The following is a 24,176-nucleotide window of genomic DNA, read 5'->3' on the forward strand; positions in this document are numbered from 1 at the left end:
TACTCATCAGAATGTCAGCACTTTATCGGCATTCAGCGTCCACTGGGCCAACTCAACTAATGTACCAATCTCTACCCCGTCAATCAGCGGTAATTGGCTGATACCACGACTATCGCTACAGGTTTTACATAATTTCACTTCAACATTTTGAGCGGTCAGGATTTCCAGCATTTGCTGAAGATTATAGCCTTCATGAGGTTTGTGCCCACGAATCCCGGCGCTAACCGCGTCTGACATCAGAAATAGTTTCAATTCACCAGCCGGTGACTGTTCGCGAATCGCGATAGACAGGCGTAAAGCGTTAAATAGTAGCTCGCTGCCATAAGGCGCGCCGTTAGCGATAACCAGTATACGTTGCATCTGTTACTTCCTGTGATGGGATAAATTCGGCCCTGAGGCTAAAAACATACTTTTCTTAACGAAGGACTCTGCTTCATCAAATCAATAAAAGCATCAACTAATCGCGGAGCTTCCTGTTCTAATGAATAAGATTCCGGCATAAAAAGCCAATTCTCAATCAGACCACAAATATATGCCCGTAAAGTAATGGCCGCAAGGCTGATATCCAGTTGTTCATCCAATTGCTTGTACTGAACACACAATCGCAGATCTTTCTCAATTCTTTCATAATTTTCAAGATATAAAGATTGATGAATTTGTTGTAATGAAAGCAATTCTCCGACAAACTCACACTTATGAAATAATATACCCAGTAAAGTTCTTCGACGAGGGTCGGTCACTGTTGTCTGGAGAACAAAAATAAGCGTATGGCGTAACGCTAAAAGCGGTTCTGAGGGAAATTCATTTCTGTATCGCAGCGCTACGTCATCAATGCTAGACTCTACTTGAGTCCACATTGCATTGAAAATATCGACCTTATTTTTGAAATGCCAGTAAATAGCACCTCGCGTCACTCCTGCCGCTAGGGCTATATCATTCAGCGATGTACTGGATACTCCCCGCCGGGCAAATTCCTGCATGGCGGCATCAAGAATATACTGACGGGTTTCCAAGGATTGTTGCTTAGTTTTGCGGCCCATGATTTTTATGCTTTATGTGCGGTGTGTTCTGTAATTACTTACATACATACATGAATGTTTGTATTATATCACACTAAATTTTTTGAGAATAACCGTGTGGTTACCTGAGTTTAACTATAACGGTAACTGATATTGAAATATTGAGTTGAGGTTGATCTATGAGTAGAAACAGAGGGGTGATGCCTCTGGCAGCGGTGCTAATGCTTTCAAGCGGTTTAGTACTCGTAGGATGCGATAATAAATCCGACGCGGGCGCCCAACACGCAGCTCCAGAAGTTGAGTTTGTGAAGGTAAAAACACAACCAATCAATATCACTACTGAGCTTCCGGGACGAACATCTGCTTTCCGTATCGCAGAAGTACGCCCTCAGGTAAGCGGGATTATACTTAAGCGCCAGTTTACCGAAGGCAGCATGATTAAAGAGAGTGACTCTCTTTATCAAATCGATTCGGCAACCTATCAGGCGACTTATAACAGCGCCGTTGCCGATCTGGCTAAAGCAGAAGCTAACGCTACCCTGATGAATCTAACCGTAAAACGTTATCAGCCCCTGCTGAAAAATAACTTTGTTAGCCGTCAGGACTACGATACGGCAGTGGCTAATGCTCGTCAGGGCGATGCCAGCGTTCAGGCAGCGAAAGCGGCTGTGCAATCCGCTCGCATCAATCTTGAATACACCAAAGTTATGTCTCCTATCAGCGGACTGGTTGGTAAATCCAACGTCACCGAAGGTGCATTGGTGAATGCCAATCAGGCAACTGCTCTGGCAACCGTACAGCAACTTGACCCTATCTATGTCGATGTGACTCAATCCAGTAATGATTTCTTACGTATGAAACAGGAACTGGCTGACGGCTCACTGAAGAAGGAAAACAAAGCCACAGTAAGTCTGATTTTTGATAACGGTAGCGTCTATCAGGAAAAAGGAACTCTGGAATTTGAAGACGTCACCGTTGATGAAACGACAGGCTCTATTACTATGCGTGCCGTTTTCCCGAATCCAAACCATCAGCTCCTTCCTGGTATGTTCGTTCGTGCTCGTGTTGATGAAGGGGTAAGACCTAACGCGATGCTGGTTCCTCAACAGGGAATCACCCGTAACCAGCGTGGTGAAGCAACAACACTGGTTATCGACAAAGAAGAAAAAGTTGAATCACGCGTTATCACTACCGGTCAGGCTATTGGTGCTGATTGGCTGGTAACCAAAGGTCTTGAATCTGGCGATCGCGTGATTGTAACGGGACTACAGAAGATCAAACCGGGCGCATCTGTCACTGCTAAAGAGTATGCAGAAAAATCGAAAGATGGCGCATCAAACGTACCAGCAGCGAAATCATAAACGAGATTGAGTGTAGCAGATGGCTAAATTTTTTATTGATCGCCCGATATTTGCTTGGGTAATCGCCATAATTATTATGTTGGCGGGTGCTCTGGCGATAATCCAATTACCGATATCGCAATACCCGACCATTGCTCCTCCGGCAATATCTGTTTCTGCGTCTTATCCGGGTGCAGATGCACAAACAGTACAAGACTCTGTCACACAGATTATCGAACAGAATATGAACGGTATCGATAAACTGATGTACATGTCATCCACCAGTGATTCAGCGGGTAATGCTACAGTAACCCTAACGTTTGACTCTAAAGCCGATCCAGACATCGCTCAGGTTCAGGTGCAAAACAAACTGCAACTGGCTATGCCTTTGTTACCCCAAGAAGTACAACAGATGGGGATCAGCGTTGAGAAAGCCAGCAGTAGCTTCCTGATGGTTGCCGGTTTCATCTCTGACGATGGCAGCCTGAGTCAGGAAGACATCGCTGACTATGTAGGCTCTAATATTAAAGATCCTATCAGTCGGACGAGCGGCGTCGGTGACGTACAATTGTTCGGTTCACAGTACGCGATGCGTATTTGGTTAGATCCTAACAAGTTGAATAACTTCTCATTAACGCCAATTGACGTTAATAACGCCATTAAAGTTCAGAATAACCAGATCGCTGCCGGTCAGTTAGGTGGTACACCACCCGTGAAAGGCCAGCAGTTAAACTCATCCATCATTGTACAGACTCGTTTAAAAACACCGGAAGAGTTTGGTCAGATCCTGCTGAAAATCAACTCCGATGGTTCACAGGTTCGTCTGAAAGATGTTGCAACCATCGCTCTGGGTGGTGAAAGCTATAACATAATCGCACACTACAATGGTAAACCTGCTTCTGGTCTAGGTATTAAACTGGCTACTGGTGCTAACGCACTGGATACATCCGCAGCGGTTAAAAGCGAATTAGCCGCATTGGAAAAATTTTCTCCACCAAGCCTGAAAATCGTTTATCCATACGACACCACACCATTTATTAAAATATCCATTAAAGAAGTATTAAAAACACTGGTAGAAGCGATTCTGTTGGTCTTTATCGTTATGTACCTGTTCCTGCAAAACCTGCGCGCAACGCTCATTCCTACGATGGCAGTGCCGGTAGTTTTATTAGGAACGTTTGCGGTTTTATCTGCTTTTGGTTATTCGATAAACACCTTGACGATGTTCGCTATGGTGCTCGCCATCGGCCTGTTGGTTGATGACGCCATCGTAGTGGTAGAAAACGTAGAACGGATCATGGTGGAAGAAGGCCTACCACCAAAAGAAGCCACAAAGAAATCGATGGTGCAGATTCAGGGCGCGTTAGTGGGTATCGCTCTGGTACTGTCAGCCGTATTTGTGCCGATGGCTTTCTTCGGTGGCTCTACCGGTGCAATTTACCGTCAATTCTCAATTACTATCGTTTCTGCAATGGTGTTATCGGTTCTGGTTGCGATGATTCTAACGCCAGCGCTGTGTGCCACTCTCCTGAAACCTGTGGCAAAAGGTAGTCATGGCGCAACAAAAGGGTTCTTTGGCTGGTTTAACAATCTGTTTGAGCGAAACACCCATCACTATACCAATAGTGTTGCCAACATTCTGGGTAGTACCGGTCGCTATATTCTGATCTATCTAGTTCTGGTTGCGGGCATGATATTGCTGTTTATCCGCCTTCCCTCTTCCTTCCTGCCAGAAGAAGATCAGGGGGTATTCCTGTCGGCAGTTCAATTGCCTCAGGGTGCCACTCAGGAAAGAACGCTAAACGTTCTAAGTGAAGTCACCGATTACTTCCTGACTAAAGAGAACCACAATGTTGCTTCGGTGTTTACCGTGTCTGGTTTCGGTTTTAGCGGACAGGGCCAGAATACCGGTTTAGCCTTTGTTAGTTTAAAGGACTGGAGCGAACGTTCAGGGCGAGAGAATAAAGTACCGGCCATTGTTGGTCGTGCAACCCAGTCATTCTCTAAAATTAAAGACGGTATGGTGTTTGCTTTTAACCTTCCGGCCATTGTTGAATTAGGTACCGCTTCTGGTTTTGACTTCCAGCTCATCGATCAAGCTGGTTTAGGCCATGAAAAACTCACTGAAGCACGTAATCAACTATTCGGTTTGGTGGCTAAACACCCTGATATGTTAGTTCGGGTTCGCCCAAATGGTCTTGAAGATACGCCTCAGTTCAAACTGGCTATCGATCAAGAAAAAGCGCAGGCTCTAGGCGTCTCCATTAGCGATATTAACCAGACGTTATCAACCGCGTTGGGTGGATCTTACGTTAACGACTTTATCGACCGTGGTCGTGTGAAGAAGGTTTACGTTCAGGCTGATGCGCCATTCCGGATGATACCAAAAGATATCGATAACTGGTTCATCCGTGGTGCAAACGGTCAGATGGTCCCCCTTTCTGCCTTCTCCAGCGCACATTGGCAGTTCGGCTCACCGCGTCTAGAACGTTACAACGGTCTACCTTCTATGGAGATCTTAGGTGAAGCCGCACCAGGCAAGAGTAGTGGTGATGCGATGAAACTGATGGAAGACTTAGCGTCTCAGTTACCCGTTGGTATTGGTTATGACTGGACCGGAATGTCTTATCAGGAACGTTTATCCGGTAATCAGGCGCCATCGCTATATGCCATTTCACTGATTGTGGTATTCCTGTGTCTGGCGGCACTGTATGAAAGCTGGTCAATTCCGTTCTCGGTTATGCTGGTGGTTCCGCTTGGGGTTATCGGTGCATTGCTGGCAACCACGGTACGCGGCATGGAGAACGACGTTTACTTTATTGTAGGCTTGTTAACCACCGTCGGACTCTCAGCGAAGAACGCCATCTTGATTGTAGAGTTCGCCAAAGATCTGATGGACAAAGAAGGTAAAGGGCTGATTGAAGCAACGCTGGATTCGGTACGTATGCGTTTACGTCCGATTCTGATGACTTCTCTGGCCTTTATGCTTGGGGTACTGCCGCTAGCTCTCAGTACCGGGGCTGGTTCCGGCTCTCAGAACGCGGTAGGTACCGGGGTTCTAGGCGGTATGATCAGTGCGACCATACTGGCAATCTTCTTCGTACCGGTGTTCTTTGTAGTGGTGCGTCGCCGCTTTAGTAAACGCGGTGAAGATATCGAGCATACACATGCGATTGAGCATAAATCCTAAGTTAAGATCAAATTAACTTCTCCTCAGGGGTCGCAATTGCGACCCCTGTTTCTTTTACATATCACCAATAAGGGATTAGTATCGTAAGCCACATAGCAGGTAATTTTCCGGAGGCATCATGAAGAATTTCTCCGAGCTTTCAGAAAAGGAAATTCTGGCTCTAGCCATCTCGTTAGAAGAAGAAGACCACAAGATATATAACGAATTTGCTGAAGGATTACGGGAAACCTATCCTGACTCCGCAAAAATTTTCGAGCTAATGTCCCAAGAAGAAAATGGTCATCGCCACCGCCTGATTAAGCTGTATCAGGAAAAATTTGGTAACCATATACCATTAATTCGTCGGCAGGACGTAAAAGGGTTTGTTGAACGCAAGCCCATCTGGCTCAACCGTCCGCTCAGTATTGATAAAGTCAGAAAACAGTCGGAAGTGATGGAGCTAGAAACCCAGCACTTCTACTATCAGGCCGCTCGCAAAACGACTGATGCCGCTGTTCGTCAACTGTTAGGTGACCTTGCCGCAGAAGAACATCGTCATCAGCTACGCGCTGAACTGTTGGAAAAGCAGTTAATCAATTCAAAAGTACAGGAAACAGAGAGTAAGTCGGCTCACCGCCTATTTGTATTGCAGATTGTTCAACCTTCTCTGGCTGGTTTAATGGATGGTTCAGTTTCGACATTAGCACCTGTGTTTGCTGCTGCACTTGCCACCAAAGATAGCTGGCAAGCCTTTCTGGTTGGCTTAGCCGCCTCTATTGGTGCAGGGATCTCCATGGCATTTGCCGAAGCAGTTTCAGACAATGGTTCATTGACCGGACGAGGCAATCCATGGCTACGGGGAGCCTCCTGTGGCGTTATGACCACATTAGGCGGACTGGGGCATACCCTTCCCTTTCTTATCAGTGATTTCTGGACGGCTATGATCGCTTCCGGCGTGGTAGTGATATTCGAGCTGGCTGCAATATCTTGGATCCGTAATCGCTATATGGATACGCCATTTCTACAGGCCGCATTTCAAGTTGTGGTGGGGGGATTACTGGTTTTCGCTACCGGACTGGTTATTGGTAGCTCGTAATTTTCTTATTTTTCAGATAACCATAACAATGTCAGAGAATATGCCGCGTTATCACTTTTTTATGATCAATGCCCTGATGATTTCTCTTAATATTCGATATCATTCCCCCTAGTTACCTATGGATGGGATCCCAACGAATGAGATTTACCCTAAACTTTAGCTTATTACTGATAGCATTAGCCATTTCGGCTGCTTGTTTATGGATAGCCAGCCATAGTTCATGGTACTGGGCAATTGCCGCTATTTGGTTTTTCGCGCTAATCAATAATATGCCATTTGCTATCATGCATGAAGCTGTGCACGGTGTAGCAGCCAAATCCGAATGGGGTAATCATATTATAGGAACTATCGCCAGTTGGGCTTTTCCCACCTCATTTTTATTACAGCGAAAGGCTCATCTGGATCATCATCGCCGCAACAGAACAGATGAAGAACTGTATGACTATTATTTACCCCAGCAATCAAAATGGTTACGTAGCGCTTGGCTTTATATGGGTAATCTGTTGGGTTTCTATTGGTTTTTTGTAGTATTGGGCAATGCCATTTATCTGCTTGCCAGCGGGTTCTATCGTTCAAACCTGTTCATCAATAAGATAGCGCCGGTATTAGGCTTTGGCCCTCAAGTTGCAGAACTGGCCAAGTTACCCGCGTTTCGGGTGTGGTATGAAATTGCCATGTCGTTTGGCTATCAGGTTCTGCTGTTTTGGCTATTAGATTTAAACTGGCTAGGTTATCTCATCTGTCAAATCGCCTTTGCTGTTCACTGGTCAGCGTTACAATACGTTGATCACGCTTGGAGCAGCAGAGACGTTAAAAACGGGGCTTGGAATTTAAAGGTACTGCCGGTTTCACGCTGGCTGGCGCTAAATTATCATTATCATCTGGCTCACCACCAGAAACCGGAAGCACCCTGGTATCAACTTCCTTCATTAGTTGATCATCAGGCACAACAGCCCAGTTTCTGGCGTGTCTATTTCAGTCTGTGGAAAGGCATTCGCCCAGCTCCACCGATGGGGGCCCCAGCAGATTTAACGTTTCTTTTTCCGGAAAACAAAAAAGCCAAATAGCACCCCCAACAGTATGCCGCCTACGGCACCACCAATTGCACTTTTCATGATGGTGTCGCGGGCTTCATTCAACAGAGGGTTATCCATAAAATCGGTACCAAAATGGATGGCCTTTATCTTCCAACGCCCCTCTTCTACCACCAGTGTCGCCGTCCAGCGGGTATGAAAATCATAGGAGCGTCCGTCACTCAGGCTATATTTCTCAATCCCCGTTCCATAAACCACACCCCAAGTTTTATCCGGTGATAGCTCAGTAACAACATCTGGCACAAAAGTAATATTTAATTTTTTTAAAAAACGTTCAGGACCAAACCATTTACGAAAATAGGGTATGACCTGCTGCTGCCCATCAATAAATTCCTGAGTAATCGGGGTCGCTTTAATCTCTTTACTCAATACGGGAAGCATCTTTTCATATTCACCACTGTTAATGGCATCCGTCACCGTTTTTAACGTTTGACGTAACTCATCATGAATCACTTTGTCTTGCTCTTCTGCCTGCACATTAATGCTGAATAGCATCACGGCCAGAATCAGTAATTTTTTCATAACGCCTGTCCATAAGTTGATAAGTGAAAAACGACAGCAGCGCACCCGTCAAAATATCCAACAGATGATGTTGGTGGGTGAATACCGTAGAAAGTATTAAACCTGATAGCCAAATCAATAAACCATAACGAACTAAAGATCGGCTATGTTGAACTATCGCCAAAACGATAGTCACCGAATAGGCCACATGCAGTGAAGGCACCAAATTATGCGGTTGATCTAACGAAAAAATATATTCGAATATTTCTCGGTAAATATCACTCTCCGGTAGCTGGCGGATGAACCCTAACTGCGCGGGAAACAGCAGAAAAATTATCGCCCCGACAATAGTTACTGTTATAAGCTCATAGGCTAAACGCTTTAGCTCGCTGGAGTTCAGAAAAAACACTGGCAGCATAAATACCAAATACATGGAAAGATAAAACCAGACAAAAACCGGAATAAATGGAATTGCCAGCTCTGCTGCTACATAGAACGTGAAAAAATTGGTACGCGTACTGGTAAACCAATTAATAATGGGATACAGACCAAAAAAGAACACACCGACCCAACAAGAGTAACTTAAATAAGTTTTCAGGCGTTTTGTAAACGGTTCTCGTGTTAATTTCATTTATTTAAATCAAATAAATAATCATAAATTGATAATCTCATAACTCACGGCTAAATATAGCCTGAATTATTTGTTTTATTTCAGGCCAAATCTCATCTGATGCTTTTTATGCACCTCTTTACGGAACAAGAGCGTATAACGCCAAAATGAAGCCATTCTCGATAGAGATTGCAACGTCATTCTGATATCTGAAAAGCGCCGGATAATGGAAGGTAGACTATTAAACTGGCTACGTACCTGATGACAAGCTTCCGTAAGTTGTTCTGCCGTCATTAACTTAGGATTGAATGCCGCCTGATTAAAACGATACTCCGGATGAAGCCACCATTTCTGGTCATATAGCAGTCTTCCTTGCTGCTGGAGCTGAGTATAAAGTGGAGTATTCGGGTAAGGCATCAAAATATTGTATGCCGCGAATGCAAAACGGTTCTTGAGGGCAAACTCTACCGTTTGCTCAATACTTTCCAACGTATCATGATCGTAACCCAATGTGAATGCGGCCCAAGTCTGCATACCATGATCCCGCAGCACTGCAATCTCGTCAATATAATGGGAGAAATTCCGCATATTGGGCGATTTTCTAGCATCCTTTAAACTCAGAGGATTGATGGACTCAAACCCCATCACGTTTCCCCAACAGCCGCTTTTTTGCATTAAAGACATCAACTGATGGTTTTTAGTCACATCCAGACTGGCCTGGCTAATCCAGTTTACTTTTAAAGGAGTGAGCGCATGACAAAGCTCAATTAGCGCGGGTTGGTCTGAAGCGATGTTGTCATCCACAAAGAAGATAAACTTACGTTCTTGCTGCTCAATTTCTCGCACCACATCATCAATTTTTCGTAAGTAATGCTTACGTCCAAAATATTGGCTTACCGCACAGAACTGACAGGCAAAACGACAGCCGCGGGAAAACTGCATCAGAGAAATAGGTAAGTAATCCTTTCCCCGAAAAATATCGCGGCGCGGTATCACGCTTAAACCACAATGGGTTATCTGTCCGGTGCCAACAGGTGCATCATAACGTACTTTTAAGCGATGATGGCGAGCATCATTAATCAGTTCATGCCAGAGGGTTTCGGCATCACCGGTAAACAGACTATCCGCATGCTGAATCACCTCTTCCGGCAAGAGGCTGGCATGAATTCCACCCATCACCACCTTAACCCCACGGGAACGATACTCATCTGCAATCTCATAAGCACGGCGAGCAGTATAGGTTTCTACTGTAATAGCCACCAAATCCGTAGGTTCATCAAATGGAATTTTTTCCATGCGATCGTCATACATGATCACTTCCACGTCATCAGGCGTTAGTGCGGCCAAAATCCCCAGCATCAGCGGTTCCATACGGCCTTCATCAATGTAGAGACTATGCTCCATCCGCCCAATCGTTGGTTTAATTAGCGTCAGCTTCATCCCTTTTCCCCTAGCCGTTTGCCCTGCTTTCGTATAATTTCCCGATGTGAAATAATATTTGCTAATAGCGCAATACCCCTATCTTTCCAATAGGTGCGTTTGCTCAAGTTCAATAACCGTTTAGCTATCGAAGGATAATTGTAAAACTGTTTTTTAGCCGAAAAGCAAAGTGCCGTTAGCCGTTCCGCTGTTATCTTTTTGGGCTGAAAAATAGGATCGCCATAACGATAATCAGGATCTTTCCACCACTGCGGTGAGATCAACCGCCCTTCTTCCGCCAACCGTTGATACAGTTTTGAACCCGGTGTAGGGATAAGCAGATTAAAATTAGCAATTTCCAGCTTATTACGCAGCGCAAAATCAATCGATTGCTGGATAGTTTGTTCATCATCTTCATCATAGCCAAAGACAAAGGTGCCATAAATACTGATCCCCCTGACGTGAAGCGCCTGAACCACTTCATCATAATCACCAGCAGAATGATTCCAGGACTTTCCCATCTGCTGTAAGTTTTGTGTATTCAGGCTCTCAAAACCAATCAGTGCAAAACGACAGCCCGCCTGTGCCAATTGATCCAAAAGCTGTGTATTTCTCGCCACATCAATACTGATCTGACACCCCCAACGCCGCTTCAGCGGTTTAAGCATCGTCAGAAGCTCTTCAAGTATGGTTCGGTTACCGAACAGATTGTCATCAACAAAGGCAATAAACCGATTGGGGTCCAAAACCATCAATTCCTCACGTAACTGCTCTACAGGACGGGCCCGAACGGTGGAGTGATAAAAACCATGAATCGAACAGAAATCGCAGGCAAAACGACACCCTCGGGTATATTGAACCAATTCAAGCGGAGCATATTTTTTACCGCTGAAAATAGTGCGTTCGAGAAGATAGTTGTCCAGTTGCAAACTATGATCACCATAATAATAACGCTGCAATTTCCCCTGAAGTTTATCCTGTAACAACGTTTCCCAGGCGCCTTCAGCATCACCAATGATGACACTGTCAGCATGTTCTAGCGCCTCATCGGGCAAAAACGTGGGGTGATATCCACCCATAACTACCGTATTTCCTTGAGCGCGGTAGCGATCGGCCAGTTGGTAGCTGCGTAATGCGGTAAACGTTTCTACTGAAATCGCGATCAAATCTGCCTGTAAAGTAACCGGGATTTCTTCTACCCGATCATCATAAAAAGTGACTTCATGACCAGAAGAGCGAGCGGCAAGAATCCCTATGGCTAAAGGTGGCATCGCATCTGTCGTGCGGTAGTCCCCCATATTGGGTCGTAGCAAGATGATTTTCATAGAATCGCAACTTCCGGACCGATGGCCTGTTGATGCCATAGTGGGCTGGCAACCAAATCAACACCGTATAAACAAGTTCTATAGCTGAAAGGATGAAAACGCTTAATGACTGCATTCAGCATCGGATGGCTACTGGCGAGTCCAAAGGTCAGAACTCGCGTGGTACAACGGGACAAAGCATCATCAATCAAAGCAAGCATGTTCTGTTGATCTGCTATGGCAAAAAAGGCAAAAAAGCTCTGATCCAATGCCTGCTGTTCCGGTGGTAGAACAATTCGCTTCATCAAGCTGGCATAGCCGTTATAAACAGGTCGGATGGTGCGCCAAATTGAGTGATAGTGCAGGGCTATCACTTGCTTAAACGCCTGCTGATTCCATAATACGGCACAGGCCTGTAATTCACCGTTCATCCGATAACCCCATACCGGCAAACCTGAGTTTATAAGCCACTCAACGCTTAACTGTGGACTTAGCTGATAGCGTATCGCCTGCCGATGATAGAACGCCACCACTTCCGGGTATTGGTCTGAAGTAATATTTTGCCACAACCCCAAATTACGCCCTCGTCGAGTGCTGATCGCTAGGGTATTCAGCTCTCCTAGGAAATGATAACGGGGCAATCCACTATTCTCTTTTTCCAACAATTTTCTTGCGGTAGTGTTATCACTGGCAATACTGGTGTAACAGTACTGCGGCGGTGATAAATGCTGTTTCAGATAGTCAAAACCTGACTTCAATACACGGATGCGATTTCGATAACCGTGACTAATACGTAAACTATTTAGATAACCTAGCTGCTGCGGTTGACCATTAATAAAACCCTTATGTTTAGTCAGTTGACACATTCCCACTATCCGATCTCGCTCTTCTGCCAGCACCGGATATTCTTTACCAAAATAGTGCAGGTTAGAGAAGTAGTCTGGCCGTCGAGTCATCACCATGTCTATCGCACCTTGCATGGCATTCTCTTCCAACAGTTGTAATAATGACGCATTATGCGATGGCGACGCCGTGTGGAAATGCACTATCTCACCTCCAACAGGGATCCTTGCCAAGTTTCATCACCTAATGGATAGCCATTACGGGCACTAATTTCATTATGGTGTAACGCATTAATGGGAACATAATTGCGAAACATGAAGAAATCATGGCGATTATTCCAGCTACGTTTAGCAATAGACCGCCAACTATAGAAAGTTCTACGCGCTTCAATACAACCTTGAGTGACCTGCTGTGGTGTTAACTTAGTGGGGAAAAATGGCAATTCGTTATAACGATAATTATCATCCAACCACCAATTTTGGTAACGAAGCCGGTTTTCCTGCTGCAAGCGAGTATAAAGTGGCGTGCCGGGGAACGGCGTCATATGGTTAAAGGCTGCAATATACATCCCCTGCTGTTGTGCAAACGTAACGGCCTGTTGGAAGGAATCTACATTATCGTGGTCATAGCCAAAGACAAAAGTGCCATATACCGCAATACCATATTTACGCAAGTTGGCTAACGCCTGAACAAACCCACCTTTCATGGTATTAAAGTTTTTATTCATCAGCTTCAGGTTGGCTTCATTAAGCGATTCAAAACCAATCAGCACCCCTTTACAGCCAGCCTGAGCCAATTGATTTAGAAAGCTCTCATCATGGGCGGCATTAATACTCATTTGGGTAATCCAACGAATATTCAGCTTCGCCAAATCAGGAAGCCACAATCGGCTCTCACTGATATTGCCAGCAAAGTTATCATCCACAAAAAAGAATAATTTCTTATACTTTTTCTGCTCCGTTAACTCACTTAATACCCGATCGGGATCCCTTCGACGATACTTACGTTGATAAAAGGTTTGTACCGCACAAAACTCACAGGGAAAACGACAACCACGCCCCGTTTCTACCAGCCCTATGGGTAAATAACGTTTGTTTCGAAACAGGCTTCGGTCAACGCGCACATGGCTAAGATCCATCTGTTCTCCACGATAGAGGGGTTTTAGGGTTTGGTGCTGTAAGTCATCCAACAGCTCATGCCATATAGACTCCGCTTCGCCGATCATAATGGCTTCCGCATAACGTGCTGGCTCATCAGGCACTAGCGTCACATGGAATCCACCCATAATCACGGGAACTCCCCGACGACGATACTCGCTGGCAATTTGGTAAGCTCGTTTAGCGGTATAGGTTTCAACCGAAATGGCTACGGCATCCGTTGGCTCGTCATAGGGAATGGCCTCCAGACGGTCGTCGTAAAAACGGGTTTCAATATGTGAGGGCGTTAACCCCAACAAGGTTGCTATCGGAAGAGGCTCCATCTGCCAGGAACGTAAATAAGGCTCATTAGTACGGTGACCAATCGCCGGATGGATAAACGTCAAGCGCATAATTATCTTACCCTCTGCTTTTTGCCGGATTATGCTCAATCGGCCAATCACAGGTATAGAACTTATGCAAATTATGGGCATAAAAACGGTAACCCAAATTCGCAGTAATCGCTAACGGTTGAAAGTTTTTCGCATTCCAAAGACGACGAACAATATTGTTGTACTGATAGATTTTTTTCCATGCTCTTTCATGCCCGTCCTCCAGTTGTTTCACTGTCAGCAGTTTCGGCTGAAAAACCACATGCTGAGCATCGTATAACTCCCAGTTTTTGGTCAGTATACGTTGCTCTTGCTCCAGCCGCTGATACAGTGGCGTAGCCGGAAATGGCGTCAGAATAGAAAAACGCGGAAGATCGATACCGGCATCAATAACCAGTTCTACCGTCGCATCAAAGGTATCTACCGTGTCGTGGTCCAGACCAAAAACAAAGCACCCCTGAATTGAAATACCCAGTTTATGTAATTTGGCCACCAGCTCTCTATAGTTCACTGATGAGTTAAACTTTTTACCCGCATCTCCTAGGCTACCGGTAGTCACCGTCTCCAGACCAAGCAATAAACCTTTACAACCGCTGCGGGCCATTAGCTCCATCAGTTCTTCATTATGAGCGATCAGCACTGTCGACAGGCCAAACCATTTAATCTTAAGAGGGATCAGCGCGGTAAACAGCGCTTTAGCATAACCAATATCCGATACCAGATTCAGATCGACAAAAATAAGCTTTCGTTTTCCAGTACGCTCCACAAACTGACGAATATCATTCACCACCCATTCAACAGGGTGCTGATACTGCTTTCTACCCCACGCCGTTGGCGCCACGCAAAACTCACAGTTATGGGTACAGGCTCGAGTCGCCTCAAATACCGCCTGAGTAAGGAAATCTTCGCTGTTAAAACGATGTCGTTCAGGAAAAGGCATGTGAGGATCGTCAAGATTAAAATCTGGCGCTTGCTGGTAGCGTTTTTGAAGCTGCCCCGTCATAACGTCACGCAGTAGCTGCGGCCAACTCTGTTCGGCATAACCAACACAAATAGTATCCGCATGTTCTGCCGCTTCGTCTGGTAACAGCGTCACATGCGGGCCACCCAGCACGACACTCATACCCTTTGCCCGAAACTGATCGGCCAGAAAATAGGCTCGAGATGCGGTACCGGTAATAACGGTTAAACCAATCATATCGGCAGTTAAATCGGCAGGAATCTCCGTGATACTTTCATCAATCAGCGCCACATCTATCGGTAAGTCTTTTGGTATTAACGCCGCAAGGGTGGTCAGTGTTAGAGGCTGATAACGTAAAGAACGCTTAAAAATACCACCACGTTTACGATATAACGGCCCTTTTGGTGAGATAAGCACCAGTTTCATTTTACGACTGTGAGTAAATACATGAGATTCCATACCGGTACCTATTCCACTATTTGAAATATTTCACGCCAGCTGTTGTTATGCATCAGGCTGGGTATTTTAATATCTCCCAGCCGTTTTCCCTGAGCACATTGCCAAGCCAAATAGCAGCTATCTGGCTGTTCAATCGGCAAACAGGATAATGGTGCTAGTTGAGACAAGGTTCTAGCGTATGCATATTGGGGATTTTTATTCAATTGTTGTTCAACCACATCGATAGCGTCTTGATTGTTCTGTAAATATCGTTTATCTAACAGTAGGTAATACCTTAATGACTTCTCATCCGGGCATAGCATGGCAAAACCTTTGAAGGACGAGAGACAGCCATTCACAAAGCTCTCCGTTAGCTTTTCACCGACTAAATCACTGACAACGCCAGCCCGTCCGGTAAAACGTAACAGCGGGACATCCCGTTGGAACCCAATGCATTGCACTATATCACCGATACGATAGCGATATAGTCCGCTGTTCGTCGTCACTATCACCTGATAGTGATGGCTAATCGTTAAGGTATTTGCCAACTGAATTTGGCCTTGTTCGTCAATAAACTCATAAAAGTTACTGTCAACGCATAACTGGGGCTGATTTTGCAGGTTTGGCGCGGTGATAATGGCTTCCGTTGCCAGCAGCCCTTTAGGCTGTAAAGAGACTGAAGGAAAATAACCAATCAATTGTGTCGCTAATGTTTTTGATGAAGCGTCCGCCCAGCAGCTAATAACAACAAGCTGAGGCCATAAAACGCGAGTATCGCCAACCTCCAGATAATGTTGATAAATATTGACGGCGTTTTGATCTTTCTGTAACTGATAACCGGCAACCTCTCCTCCGCATTGGAGCAGCGCTAACAGCTCATGTTGACGATTATTCAGCCCTTCCAGTAACTGAATCAGGAAACTGGGGCTCCAAACTGAAAATAATCTTAAATCGCGGCTACACACCAGATAGTAGAGAGTGAGCAGTTGCCAGTCATCAACATTAGCAACCTGCGCTAGCGTCAATGGAACAGCTGAAATTTGTACAAATGCACTTAAATACTCGATCCCTAAATAGAGTGCATCTCCGCCGCCGATAGGGACTCCACCCTTTGTTTCAGTAGCCTGAGTAACCGCTGGACTCAGCGCCCAATAAGCACGTCCTCGATCAATCTGAAATTGTTCAACCAACTGAGCCAGCCAGTCTGACAGCGCGCAACGAAAATCATCTAATCCCGCCACAGAGTAAGGGATCAGTTTTCCACCACTATGGCTCCCACCGGTCTTTTCGAATCCAACCACTTCACCAGAAAACAGCTGATAGCGTTCATCGGTAACCAAGTTATCAATCCAAGGACTAAACTTGCCATAATCCGCAATCGGTACCTGTCGTTGAAAATCCTCTACGCTCTGAATTTGCTCAAAACCATACCGTTGACCATAGGCCGCGTTTTGATTACGTTTCAGGCATTGACGTAGCCATGTTGTTTGCCGTTCGCTTACGGATAAGTTTTCACTTCTCGTGCTACGACGAAACTGATGCCAAGGAGAGTTATTCACGATATTCAACCACGGGATTTAACAACAAAGAGCGGCAGCGTAAGGGCAAGTTTTCCACACTGATTTCACATAAGCAAACCAGTTCATGACCGTCAGCATACTGAGGGTTTTGCGCCAGAAAGAACTGAGCGTCTGTTTTTTTCAGGCTGGCTGGTGGTATAACAGCCATTTTTTGCGTCAGAAAACCATAATCGGGAGGGCATTCAACGACTCCCCGTTGCACGTTATACAATAGGCCAAATTTTTGCTTGGCTAATTGATCGGCTAGTTGCTTAAGCTCCGGTTGTGGTGACTGCCAGTGAGGATAAAACTGTTTGGCAAACACCAGCAAATATTTATAAGTACGGTATCCCTTTACCAGAAGAAACCAGTATAAAGGCTGCCCAGGATGCTGTTGCTTAAACAGCCCCATGCGCTGAAGCCAGACCTTATGTAATACCTGCTGCTGCCAATGTTCAGGCATCACGATAGTATCGCCGGAATAAACAATCATTGAATGCTGATAAGGATAAAACTGTAAGCTGCTAAATCCTACAAGTTCCTGATTATGCTCTAACATCAGGACTTCATCTTTGTTATCTAAATCGCGGAAAAAACGTTCGGTATCACTGCCAGAATAACATTGAAAATAGATCGCGACCATTCGCTGTCGAGTGGAAACGGAGAGTGTATTAATTTTCTGAAAATAGGCAACATAGCTCATGACTCACCTTTTCCATAAGAATGATACATATAGATATTTTCCTGTACCTCTGTCCATAATTAAACAGCAATAACCTGTTGCTCATCAACCTAACCCGACATAACTGTGCTAATAGTATCAGCCGCTGCAAGTGGTCACCATACTATTGAATCTTAGCAATATGTAAATATTTAGGTAAGTACATCTAAATCATCTACGTTTGCCACAGGGTAAAATATTCACTTTTCTGTAGTATCAGATTCTATGATGGAAAAGTATAAAAGATACGATTTCACACTAAGTGATACACAAACGTTGTACCACTTGAGCAATTGAGGAAATAATTTTTATTTTTTCAGAAAATAGGAGAGAAACCCCAGAATTGGGTGGGGGCCCTGCCAGCTACATCCCGGCACACACGACGCTTGCTGCGGCTGCTTCCTTCCGGACCTGACCGAGTTGACAAGTTAGCGTTGCGGGAGAACCAACAGAGCCCCCATTGACGACTTCATTCTCATGAAGCGCAGGCATTATCAGGGATGGGCCGTTCAATTGCAAGGCTCCTGACGCTAAGCGATGTTTTCTTACCCAGTTCACCAATTTATGGCAGAATTAGTGGCCTGATTTTTATCCTATGAATCTGCAATATCAGCCATATAAAGGAACCCTGCAGATGGAAAACGACGAACCATCACTCCCCACCCGGATTTATACTGTTGTCGCTTCAATTCCGCCGGGAAAGGTAACAACCTATGGCACGGTAGCTCGTCTGGCTGGCGCGGCGGGTGCTGCGCGTCATGTGGGGATCATATTAAGTCGCTTACCGGAAGGAAGCACGCTACCCTGGTTTAGGGTGGTCAATTCTCAAGGAAAGATCTCTTTGACGGGGCCGGACTATATTCGCCAGAAGCAGGCGCTGCTGGCTGATGGCGTTCTTTTTACTCGCTCAGATAGAATCAATTTTAAAATTTATGGTTGGCTGACGCAGCCATAATTCCAACCGATTACTTCAGTATCCGGTTGTATCTGCCGCCCACCAAGACACAAAAAACACCTACACACGAGTTTTACCGTAATTTTCCATCATTATCATCTAGCCACACATTTCACTGATAAAAACTCCCCTTTCACGACGTTCCCGACTAAAATACCCCCATTAAACCATCATATTATTGATACGAATCAAGGCTACAAGGCCATCAGACAGGACATTCCCGCCATGAGCGACGTTTTACAAAATCTATTAACGCTACTGCATCTAGAAAAAATTGATACCCATCGGTTTCGCGGACAGAGTCAAAATCTTGGTTTAAAGCAGCTATTTGGTGGGCAGGTTGTCGGTCAGGCGCTTTCCGCGGCTAAACAAACGGTATTACCAGAACGTAAAGTACATTCCTGCCACAGCTACTTTTTACGTCCTGGCGATAGCCATCAGCCGATTGATTATGAGGTAGAAATCATCCGTGATGGCAACAGCTTCAGTACCCGAAGAGTCAGCGCAATACAGAACGCTCAAACCATTTTCTATATGACCGCCTCATACCAAAGCCATGAAGACGGTTTTGACCATCAGGCTGCCATTATGCCCGATGTTCCACCGCCAGAATCGCTGGTTTCAGAAACCGATATCGCCCGAAAGTTTGCTCATCTACTGTCAGAACCCATGAAAAGCATTTTCTGCAATGAGATGCCTATCGAGATGCGACCCGTCAAATATCATAATCTATTGAAAGCAGAGATCGATAAACCGATTCGCCACGTTTGGCTACGTGCCAACGGCATCATGCCAGATGACCCGGGTATTCATAAATATCTGTTGGGTTATGCCTCTGACTTTAACTTTCTGCCAACCGCTCTTCAGCCTCATGGCGTCGCTTTGCTGCAACCCGGCATGCAGGTAGCCACCATTGACCATTCTATCTGGTTCCATCGTACCTTCCGTATGGATGACTGGCTTTTGTATGCGGTCGAAAGCCCTTCGGCGTCGGGAGCCAGAGGCTTTGTGCGCGGTCAGTTTTTTACCCGCAGCGGTTTGTTGGTTGCCTCCACCTGCCAAGAAGGCGTAATGCGCTTTCATAAAAGCTAACTAAAGTTATTTATTCTGGTCACTCACTGGAAACTAACGTCCTAAATTCAGGACGTTAGTTTTTAATTCATCTCTCATCAAGAAATTTCACAATGCCTATGACTTGAATAATAAAGTAATACACTGCTACTAGGCCTTTCGGGGCGATTTAAATTCTGATTGTGTGATCCAATACATATCTTCCCGTAGTAACTGCCCCTAGAATACGCGCGATTTTTAATATTCTATTTTTACTCATATGAGGGTTATAAATGTCGGTTAAAGACATCTCAGTATCGATACCTGATACAGATACGGGTATTCAAGCATCAAAATGGTACAAACAAGATACAACGTGGATGTTGGGTTTATACGGTACGGCCATCGGAGCAGGGGTTCTTTTCCTGCCTATCAACGCTGGTCTAGGCGGTATATGGCCTTTGGTGATTATGTTAATCATCGCCTTTCCAATGACCTATTTCTCTCACCGAGCCTTAACACGTTTCGTTTTGTCTGGTTCATCACGTGGTGGTGACATTACCGAAGTGGTAGAAGAACACTTTGGTAAATTTGCCGGGGCGCTCATCACCCTGCTCTATTTCTTTGCTATCTACCCTATTCTGTTGATTTACAGCGTGGGTATTACCAATACCACTATCAGTTTTATTGAAGTTCAGATGGGTATGACTGCGCCGCCACGCTGGCTGCTGTCGATCATTCTGATCCTCGGCCTGATGACTATCATTCACTTTGGTCGTGATATGGTGGTTAAGGCAATGAGTATTCTGGTTTATCCGTTTGTTACCGTTCTGATGCTGCTGGCGCTGTATCTGATCCCTCAGTGGAGCGGTGCGATTTTCGAACAGGCTAACACCAGCTTTGACGCAGGCAGTATCAAAGCTTTGCTGTTAACCTTATGGTTAATTATTCCTACCATGGTATTTTCATTTAACCATTCTCCCATTATTTCCTCTTTTGCCCTTAGCCAGAAAGAAACGTATGGCAAAAACGCCGATGAGAAAAGTGGTCGTATTTTAAGATACGCGCATTTGATGATGGTAATCACCGTCATGTTCTTCGTATTCAGTTGTGTGTTAAGCCTGTCTCCTGCAAATCTGGCAGAAGCCAAAGCACAGAATATTTCGATCCTGTCTTACTTAGCTAACCATTTCCAAACGCCGCTTATCGAGTATGTTGCACCGGTTATCGCATTTGTGGCGATTACTAAGTCATTCCTTGGGCACTATCTTGGTGCAAGCGAAGGTATGCAAGGGCTAATGATCAAATCGCTCCGCTCCAAGGGCAAGCCGGTACAGATCAAAAAGCTGGAACGCATTACTGCGGTTTTTATGATTATTACCTGCTGGATCGTTGCCACACTGAACCCAAGTATTCTGGGCATTATTGAAACCTTAGGTGGCCCCGTTATCGCGATGATTCTGTTTATCATGCCGATGTACGCCATCCATAAGATTCCTGCCATGCAGAAATACCGCGGTCATATAAGCAATATCTTTGTGGTACTGATGGGCCTAGTAGCAATGTCAGCAATTTTATATTCACTGTTTGCGTGATGGATTATTGTTGATCATGGGTTTAAATCAACATTAATGGATATTCCGGTCGTAAAATCTAGAGGGCTTATATTGGCTTGGTGCTCGACCGGAAGACCAACTGTGCTTGGCTTTAGTGCATGTCGGGAGGATCTCCCTCCCGACATTTAGCTATTTTAAGACACCATACTGAACAATCCGGTTTTGTCATTCATTTGAGTATGACTACTGGTTATACGCACTCTCACCGTGTGAGTTGACATCCAGCCCTTCACGTTCCATTTCTTCCGCTACCCGCAGGCCGAACAAGATATCTGCTATTTTGTAGGCCACAAAAGCAACAATACCTGACCACAGCAGACAAACTACGATACTTATCCCCTGAACACCGACTTGCTTCAGCATGGTCACGCCTTCAGCGTAGCCTGTTCCCCCCAAGGTCGCGGAGGTCAATATGCCGGTCCCGATACAACCCACAATACCACATACACCGTGCACGCCGAAAACATCACAGGTGTCATCAACGCTTAACCATGACTTCAGTACTACCACGCCCCACAGGCCAGCAACACCGGCAATAATGCCCAGAATCAGTGCGCCACCGATACCAACGGAACCCGCAGCAGGCGTAATGGCAACCAGACCCGCGATACAACCGGAACAGGCACCCAGTAAAGAAGGCTTACCGCGCACCATCCACTCTATAGCCAGCCAACCCAGTACGGCTCCCGCCGTTGCGGTTACTGTGTTAACAAAAGCCAGTGCGGCAATTTCGTTAGCACTGCTGGCAGAACCGGCGTTAAAACCGAACCAACCGACATACAGAATTGCGGTGCCGGTAAATACCATTGGCAGGTTATGTGGTTTAAACGCTTCACGACCAAACCCACTGCGTTTTCCTAACATGTAGGCACCAACTAAAGCTGCAATCGCTGCATTAATATGTACCACCGTACCACCGGCAAAATCGATAGCGCCCATTTTGAACAGGTAACCGCCTCCCCATACCATATGCGCCATTGGCAAATAGGCCAGCGTAAACCAGATGAAAACAAAAAGAATTACCGCAGAAAACCGAACCCGCTCCGCGAATCCACCGACGATTAATCCTACGGTAATACAGGCAAACGATCCCTGAAAAGCAACATGAATTAACTTGTAAAACGTGCCGGTTACATCGGTTAAGTGGACATCTTTCAGCAATATACCGTTAAAGTTACCAAAGAAATCATTCCCCTCACCAAAAGCCAAGGTGTATCCATACATCACCCAAAGCACACACACTAAAGAAAACGTGGCTATCACTTGAGTCATCAAAGAAAGTACGTTTTTTGAACGCAGTAATCCACCATAAAACAGCGCAATGCCAGGAATACTCATAAACAGAACCAGCGCAGTACTTATCATCATAAAGCCGTTATCAGCTTTATCGGCGACACTCTCAGCAGCCACGGCGAAACCAGGAAACATGACCGGCAGACTCATCGCTATTGCGGATAAAAATCTTTTCATCTCTATTCATCCTTCTCACATGTTGAGTATTTATGACTTACAGAGCGTCTTCGTCTGTTTCGCCGGTGCGAATGCGTACTACCCGCTGCAATTCGGTAACAAAAATCTTTCCATCGCCAATCTTTCCGGTGTAGGCAGACTGAGTTATCGCTGCGATAGCGCCCTCAACCTGATCGTCAGACATCGCAATATCAATCTTCACCTTCGGCAAAAAGTTAACGTTGTATTCTGCACCCCGATATAACTCCGCATGTCCCTTCTGGCGGCCGAATCCCTTAACTTCTGTAACCGTCAATCCCTGAATTCCTATTGAGGATAAGGCTTCGCGTACATCTTCCAACTTGAAGGGTTTAATCACTACGGTGACAAGTTTCATATGCCTCTCCTCGATTAAGGGTTAACGATGAATAATGGTTAGCTGATAAATGGTCCACAATCAGATAAAAGCAAATTACATGCCAGAAAAGAAAGATATCGTCCTTTTTTACGCTAAATAATTTCAATATAAAAAACATTACGGTGTTAAAACGCGTTTTAACATTCACAAATAAGCAGATCCAACACATGGTTTTTTAAGGCGAAATGACAATGCGTACATAGATATCTTCACCATTAAGCAATGGTAAATAAAAGCAGTAGCTGTAGTTAATAGAAGAAGTGGGTTATAAGGATAAACGCATTCAGTCAGCGAAAATAAAACTCACTGCATTATTGCTCCGCACTAAAATAGTGCGAAATAAAGCGTAATTTGATGCAAAATAATCTTTATATATTATCTATTGCACAAAATTGATCTGTTTCTGAGCGCATAAAAAAACCCCGAAACCGGGGTTTTTAACGCGTGTGACAAAACTGATATTAGGCCGCCGGAGTCATCGACTGCTGGCTTGTTGATTTAGTGCCAGATTGAGCTTTAGCATGTTGCTTATGGTGCTTCGCCTTGCCACCCGCTTTATGTGTAGTAGACGAAACCTGCTGAGCATCTTTTACCGGTTGAGTATTACTATCAGCCGCAAAGGCTGTGCCAGACAGAACAAATAAAGCGGCTGTGGCTATTGTGAGTAATTTTTTCATTTGGTACACCCTAGTATCTGTTATTAGTGCTAATTACTTAGCTGCTGGTTCTTGAGTTGATTGTTTAGCTTCAGCTTTCTTACCGTGTTTTTTATGCTGTTTGCTCTTATCGGTAGTTTTGTGCTGAGCGGTAGCTGTTTGTGCAGAGTCAGTTGGAGTGGTTGTAGCCATATCAGCAGCGAATACAGAACCAGACAGTACAAACATAGAAGCAACGGCTAAAGGTAATAATTTTTTCATTTGATAATTCCTCAGAATTGTTAATTCATATTACGTTTGATAACTCAGCAGGCGGAAACGAACCGGATGCCTATTGTTGATTTAGCTTCGTATCTCGTTAAATCTGAAATAAATATAATCTCTATTTTGTCAGTGAGAGTAAGAGCTAAGTAATTGCTATGTAAATTAA

Annotated in this window: 22 protein-coding genes and 1 other RNA gene; 7 read left to right on the forward strand and 16 right to left on the reverse strand. The window is 45.0% G+C overall.

The annotated features are described in order from the left end of the window. Nucleotides 1-6: 6 nt before the first annotated feature. A complete protein-coding gene (locus HYN51_RS10085) occupies nt 7-360 on the reverse strand; it encodes a DsrE/DsrF/TusD sulfur relay family protein (protein ID WP_108899909.1) in 354 nt (117 codons plus the stop codon). 38 nt (nt 361-398) lie between these two features. Then, on the reverse strand, nt 399-1,040 hold the full coding sequence (acrR, locus tag HYN51_RS10090) for a multidrug efflux transporter transcriptional repressor AcrR (RefSeq protein WP_108899910.1): 642 nt from the start codon (nt 1,038-1,040) through the stop codon (nt 399-401). 158 nt (nt 1,041-1,198) lie between these two features. Between acrR and HYN51_RS10095 the strand changes: the two genes are divergently transcribed. The 4 genes from HYN51_RS10095 to HYN51_RS10110 all read left to right on the forward strand — a co-directional run bounded on the left by HYN51_RS10095 (nt 1,199) and on the right by HYN51_RS10110 (nt 7,691). Then, complete coding sequence (locus HYN51_RS10095; protein ID WP_108899911.1) at nt 1,199-2,380, forward strand: efflux RND transporter periplasmic adaptor subunit; 1,182 nt, start codon at nt 1,199-1,201, stop codon at nt 2,378-2,380. Nucleotides 2,381-2,399: 19 nt separating this feature from the next. Then, the gene (locus HYN51_RS10100) at nt 2,400-5,549 is read left to right on the forward strand and encodes an efflux RND transporter permease subunit (protein ID WP_108899912.1); all 3,150 of its coding nucleotides are present in this window, start codon (nt 2,400-2,402) and stop codon (nt 5,547-5,549) included. 118 nt (nt 5,550-5,667) lie between these two features. Next, nucleotides 5,668-6,624 carry an iron exporter MbfA gene (gene mbfA / locus HYN51_RS10105; protein WP_108899913.1) on the forward strand — a complete coding sequence of 319 codons (957 nt, stop codon included), beginning with the start codon at nt 5,668-5,670 and terminating at the stop codon, nt 6,622-6,624. A gap of 137 nt (nt 6,625-6,761) precedes the next feature. Beyond that, nucleotides 6,762-7,691: a fatty acid desaturase family protein gene (locus tag HYN51_RS10110; RefSeq protein WP_108899914.1), complete on the forward strand. Its 930-nt coding sequence runs from the start codon at nt 6,762-6,764 to the stop codon at nt 7,689-7,691. Here HYN51_RS10110 and HYN51_RS10115 read toward each other — a convergent pair. The 10 genes from HYN51_RS10115 to ffs form a co-directional block, all read right to left on the reverse strand. Next, on the reverse strand, nt 7,653-8,240 hold the full coding sequence (locus HYN51_RS10115; RefSeq protein WP_108899915.1) for a YybH family protein: 588 nt from the start codon (nt 8,238-8,240) through the stop codon (nt 7,653-7,655). The two genes, HYN51_RS10110 and HYN51_RS10115, sit on opposite strands and share 39 nt — an antisense overlap. After that, nucleotides 8,197-8,850 carry a phosphatase PAP2 family protein gene (locus HYN51_RS10120; protein ID WP_108899916.1) on the reverse strand — a complete coding sequence of 218 codons (654 nt, stop codon included), beginning with the start codon at nt 8,848-8,850 and terminating at the stop codon, nt 8,197-8,199. Before HYN51_RS10120 ends, HYN51_RS10115 begins: the two co-directional genes overlap by 44 nt. A 75-nt stretch (nt 8,851-8,925) precedes the next feature. Then, nucleotides 8,926-10,269 carry a B12-binding domain-containing radical SAM protein gene (locus HYN51_RS10125; RefSeq protein WP_108899917.1) on the reverse strand — a complete coding sequence of 448 codons (1,344 nt, stop codon included), beginning with the start codon at nt 10,267-10,269 and terminating at the stop codon, nt 8,926-8,928. Beyond that, nucleotides 10,266-11,573, reverse strand: coding sequence for a B12-binding domain-containing radical SAM protein (locus tag HYN51_RS10130; protein ID WP_108899918.1), 1,308 nt, complete (start codon nt 11,571-11,573; stop codon nt 10,266-10,268). The genes HYN51_RS10125 and HYN51_RS10130 overlap by 4 nt, the downstream gene beginning before the upstream one ends. After that, nucleotides 11,570-12,598, reverse strand: coding sequence for an N-acetyltransferase (locus HYN51_RS10135; protein ID WP_108899919.1), 1,029 nt, complete (start codon nt 12,596-12,598; stop codon nt 11,570-11,572). Before HYN51_RS10135 ends, HYN51_RS10130 begins: the two co-directional genes overlap by 4 nt. Next, complete coding sequence (locus HYN51_RS10140) at nt 12,598-13,944, reverse strand: B12-binding domain-containing radical SAM protein (protein WP_108899920.1); 1,347 nt, start codon at nt 13,942-13,944, stop codon at nt 12,598-12,600. Before HYN51_RS10140 ends, HYN51_RS10135 begins: the two co-directional genes overlap by 1 nt. Nucleotides 13,945-13,951: 7 nt before the next feature. Next, on the reverse strand, nt 13,952-15,343 hold the full coding sequence (locus HYN51_RS10145; protein WP_230513965.1) for a B12-binding domain-containing radical SAM protein: 1,392 nt from the start codon (nt 15,341-15,343) through the stop codon (nt 13,952-13,954). 8 nt (nt 15,344-15,351) lie between these two features. Then, on the reverse strand, nt 15,352-16,881 hold the full coding sequence (locus HYN51_RS10150; RefSeq protein ID WP_230513966.1) for a GH3 family domain-containing protein: 1,530 nt from the start codon (nt 16,879-16,881) through the stop codon (nt 15,352-15,354). Continuing rightward, entirely contained in the window at nt 16,874-17,584 is a 711-nt protein-coding gene (locus HYN51_RS10155; RefSeq protein WP_108899921.1) for a hypothetical protein, read from the reverse strand. Before HYN51_RS10155 ends, HYN51_RS10150 begins: the two co-directional genes overlap by 8 nt. A gap of 372 nt (nt 17,585-17,956) precedes the next feature. Beyond that, an RNA gene (ffs, locus tag HYN51_RS10160) (signal recognition particle sRNA small type) lies at nt 17,957-18,053 on the reverse strand. Between the two features lie 183 nt (nt 18,054-18,236). Here ffs and HYN51_RS10165 point away from each other — a divergent pair. The 3 genes from HYN51_RS10165 to HYN51_RS10175 all read left to right on the forward strand — a co-directional run bounded on the left by HYN51_RS10165 (nt 18,237) and on the right by HYN51_RS10175 (nt 21,202). Next, entirely contained in the window at nt 18,237-18,557 is a 321-nt protein-coding gene (locus tag HYN51_RS10165; protein ID WP_108902027.1) for an MGMT family protein, read from the forward strand. Nucleotides 18,558-18,782: 225 nt separating this feature from the next. After that, nucleotides 18,783-19,649: an acyl-CoA thioesterase II gene (gene tesB / locus HYN51_RS10170; RefSeq protein WP_108899922.1), complete on the forward strand. Its 867-nt coding sequence runs from the start codon at nt 18,783-18,785 to the stop codon at nt 19,647-19,649. Between the two features lie 251 nt (nt 19,650-19,900). Next, entirely contained in the window at nt 19,901-21,202 is a 1,302-nt protein-coding gene (locus HYN51_RS10175) for a serine/threonine transporter (protein WP_108899923.1), read from the forward strand. Nucleotides 21,203-21,406: 204 nt separating this feature from the next. Here the strand turns inward: HYN51_RS10175 and amtB are convergent, their stop codons facing one another. The 4 genes from amtB to HYN51_RS10195 all read right to left on the reverse strand — a co-directional run bounded on the left by amtB (nt 21,407) and on the right by HYN51_RS10195 (nt 24,007). Then, nucleotides 21,407-22,693 carry an ammonium transporter AmtB gene (gene amtB / locus HYN51_RS10180; protein ID WP_192878394.1) on the reverse strand — a complete coding sequence of 429 codons (1,287 nt, stop codon included), beginning with the start codon at nt 22,691-22,693 and terminating at the stop codon, nt 21,407-21,409. 37 nt (nt 22,694-22,730) lie between these two features. Continuing rightward, nucleotides 22,731-23,069 carry a P-II family nitrogen regulator gene (gene glnK, locus HYN51_RS10185; protein ID WP_108899925.1) on the reverse strand — a complete coding sequence of 113 codons (339 nt, stop codon included), beginning with the start codon at nt 23,067-23,069 and terminating at the stop codon, nt 22,731-22,733. A 482-nt stretch (nt 23,070-23,551) separates the two neighbouring features. After that, a complete protein-coding gene (locus HYN51_RS10190) occupies nt 23,552-23,767 on the reverse strand; it encodes a hypothetical protein (RefSeq protein ID WP_108899926.1) in 216 nt (71 codons plus the stop codon). 33 nt (nt 23,768-23,800) lie between these two features. Continuing rightward, the gene (locus tag HYN51_RS10195) at nt 23,801-24,007 is read right to left on the reverse strand and encodes a hypothetical protein (RefSeq protein ID WP_108899927.1); all 207 of its coding nucleotides are present in this window, start codon (nt 24,005-24,007) and stop codon (nt 23,801-23,803) included. Nucleotides 24,008-24,176: the final 169 nt, after the last annotated feature.

It is taken from the genome of Limnobaculum parvum, assembly GCF_003096015.2.
GTDB classification, from domain to species: domain Bacteria; phylum Pseudomonadota; class Gammaproteobacteria; order Enterobacterales; family Enterobacteriaceae; genus Limnobaculum; species Limnobaculum parvum.

Bases quoted from the DNA above. Each gene is read 5' to 3' on its own strand.
- HYN51_RS10130 (WP_108899918.1), bottom strand. From the start codon at position 11,573: ATGAAAATCATCTTGCTACGACCCAATATGGGGGACTACCGCACGACA.
- HYN51_RS10100 (WP_108899912.1), top strand. From the start codon at position 2,400: ATGGCTAAATTTTTTATTGATCGCCCGATATTTGCTTGGGTAATCGCC.
- HYN51_RS10190 (WP_108899926.1), bottom strand. From the start codon at position 23,767: ATGAAAAAATTACTCACAATAGCCACAGCCGCTTTATTTGTTCTGTCT.
- acrR (WP_108899910.1), bottom strand. From the start codon at position 1,040: ATGGGCCGCAAAACTAAGCAACAATCCTTGGAAACCCGTCAGTATATT.
- HYN51_RS10120 (WP_108899916.1), bottom strand. From the start codon at position 8,850: ATGAAATTAACACGAGAACCGTTTACAAAACGCCTGAAAACTTATTTA.
- HYN51_RS10095 (WP_108899911.1), top strand. From the start codon at position 1,199: ATGAGTAGAAACAGAGGGGTGATGCCTCTGGCAGCGGTGCTAATGCTT.
- HYN51_RS10195 (WP_108899927.1), bottom strand. From the start codon at position 24,007: ATGAAAAAATTATTACCTTTAGCCGTTGCTTCTATGTTTGTACTGTCT.
- HYN51_RS10115 (WP_108899915.1), bottom strand. From the start codon at position 8,240: ATGAAAAAATTACTGATTCTGGCCGTGATGCTATTCAGCATTAATGTG.
- HYN51_RS10125 (WP_108899917.1), bottom strand. From the start codon at position 10,269: ATGAAGCTGACGCTAATTAAACCAACGATTGGGCGGATGGAGCATAGT.
- HYN51_RS10155 (WP_108899921.1), bottom strand. From the start codon at position 17,584: ATGAGCTATGTTGCCTATTTTCAGAAAATTAATACACTCTCCGTTTCC.
- HYN51_RS10140 (WP_108899920.1), bottom strand. From the start codon at position 13,944: ATGCGCTTGACGTTTATCCATCCGGCGATTGGTCACCGTACTAATGAG.
- HYN51_RS10145 (WP_230513965.1), bottom strand. From the start codon at position 15,343: ATGGAATCTCATGTATTTACTCACAGTCGTAAAATGAAACTGGTGCTT.
- mbfA (WP_108899913.1), top strand. From the start codon at position 5,668: ATGAAGAATTTCTCCGAGCTTTCAGAAAAGGAAATTCTGGCTCTAGCC.
- HYN51_RS10165 (WP_108902027.1), top strand. From the start codon at position 18,237: ATGGAAAACGACGAACCATCACTCCCCACCCGGATTTATACTGTTGTC.
- HYN51_RS10175 (WP_108899923.1), top strand. From the start codon at position 19,901: ATGTCGGTTAAAGACATCTCAGTATCGATACCTGATACAGATACGGGT.
- tesB (WP_108899922.1), top strand. From the start codon at position 18,783: ATGAGCGACGTTTTACAAAATCTATTAACGCTACTGCATCTAGAAAAA.
- glnK (WP_108899925.1), bottom strand. From the start codon at position 23,069: ATGAAACTTGTCACCGTAGTGATTAAACCCTTCAAGTTGGAAGATGTA.
- HYN51_RS10085 (WP_108899909.1), bottom strand. From the start codon at position 360: ATGCAACGTATACTGGTTATCGCTAACGGCGCGCCTTATGGCAGCGAG.
- amtB (WP_192878394.1), bottom strand. From the start codon at position 22,693: ATGAAAAGATTTTTATCCGCAATAGCGATGAGTCTGCCGGTCATGTTT.
- HYN51_RS10110 (WP_108899914.1), top strand. From the start codon at position 6,762: ATGAGATTTACCCTAAACTTTAGCTTATTACTGATAGCATTAGCCATT.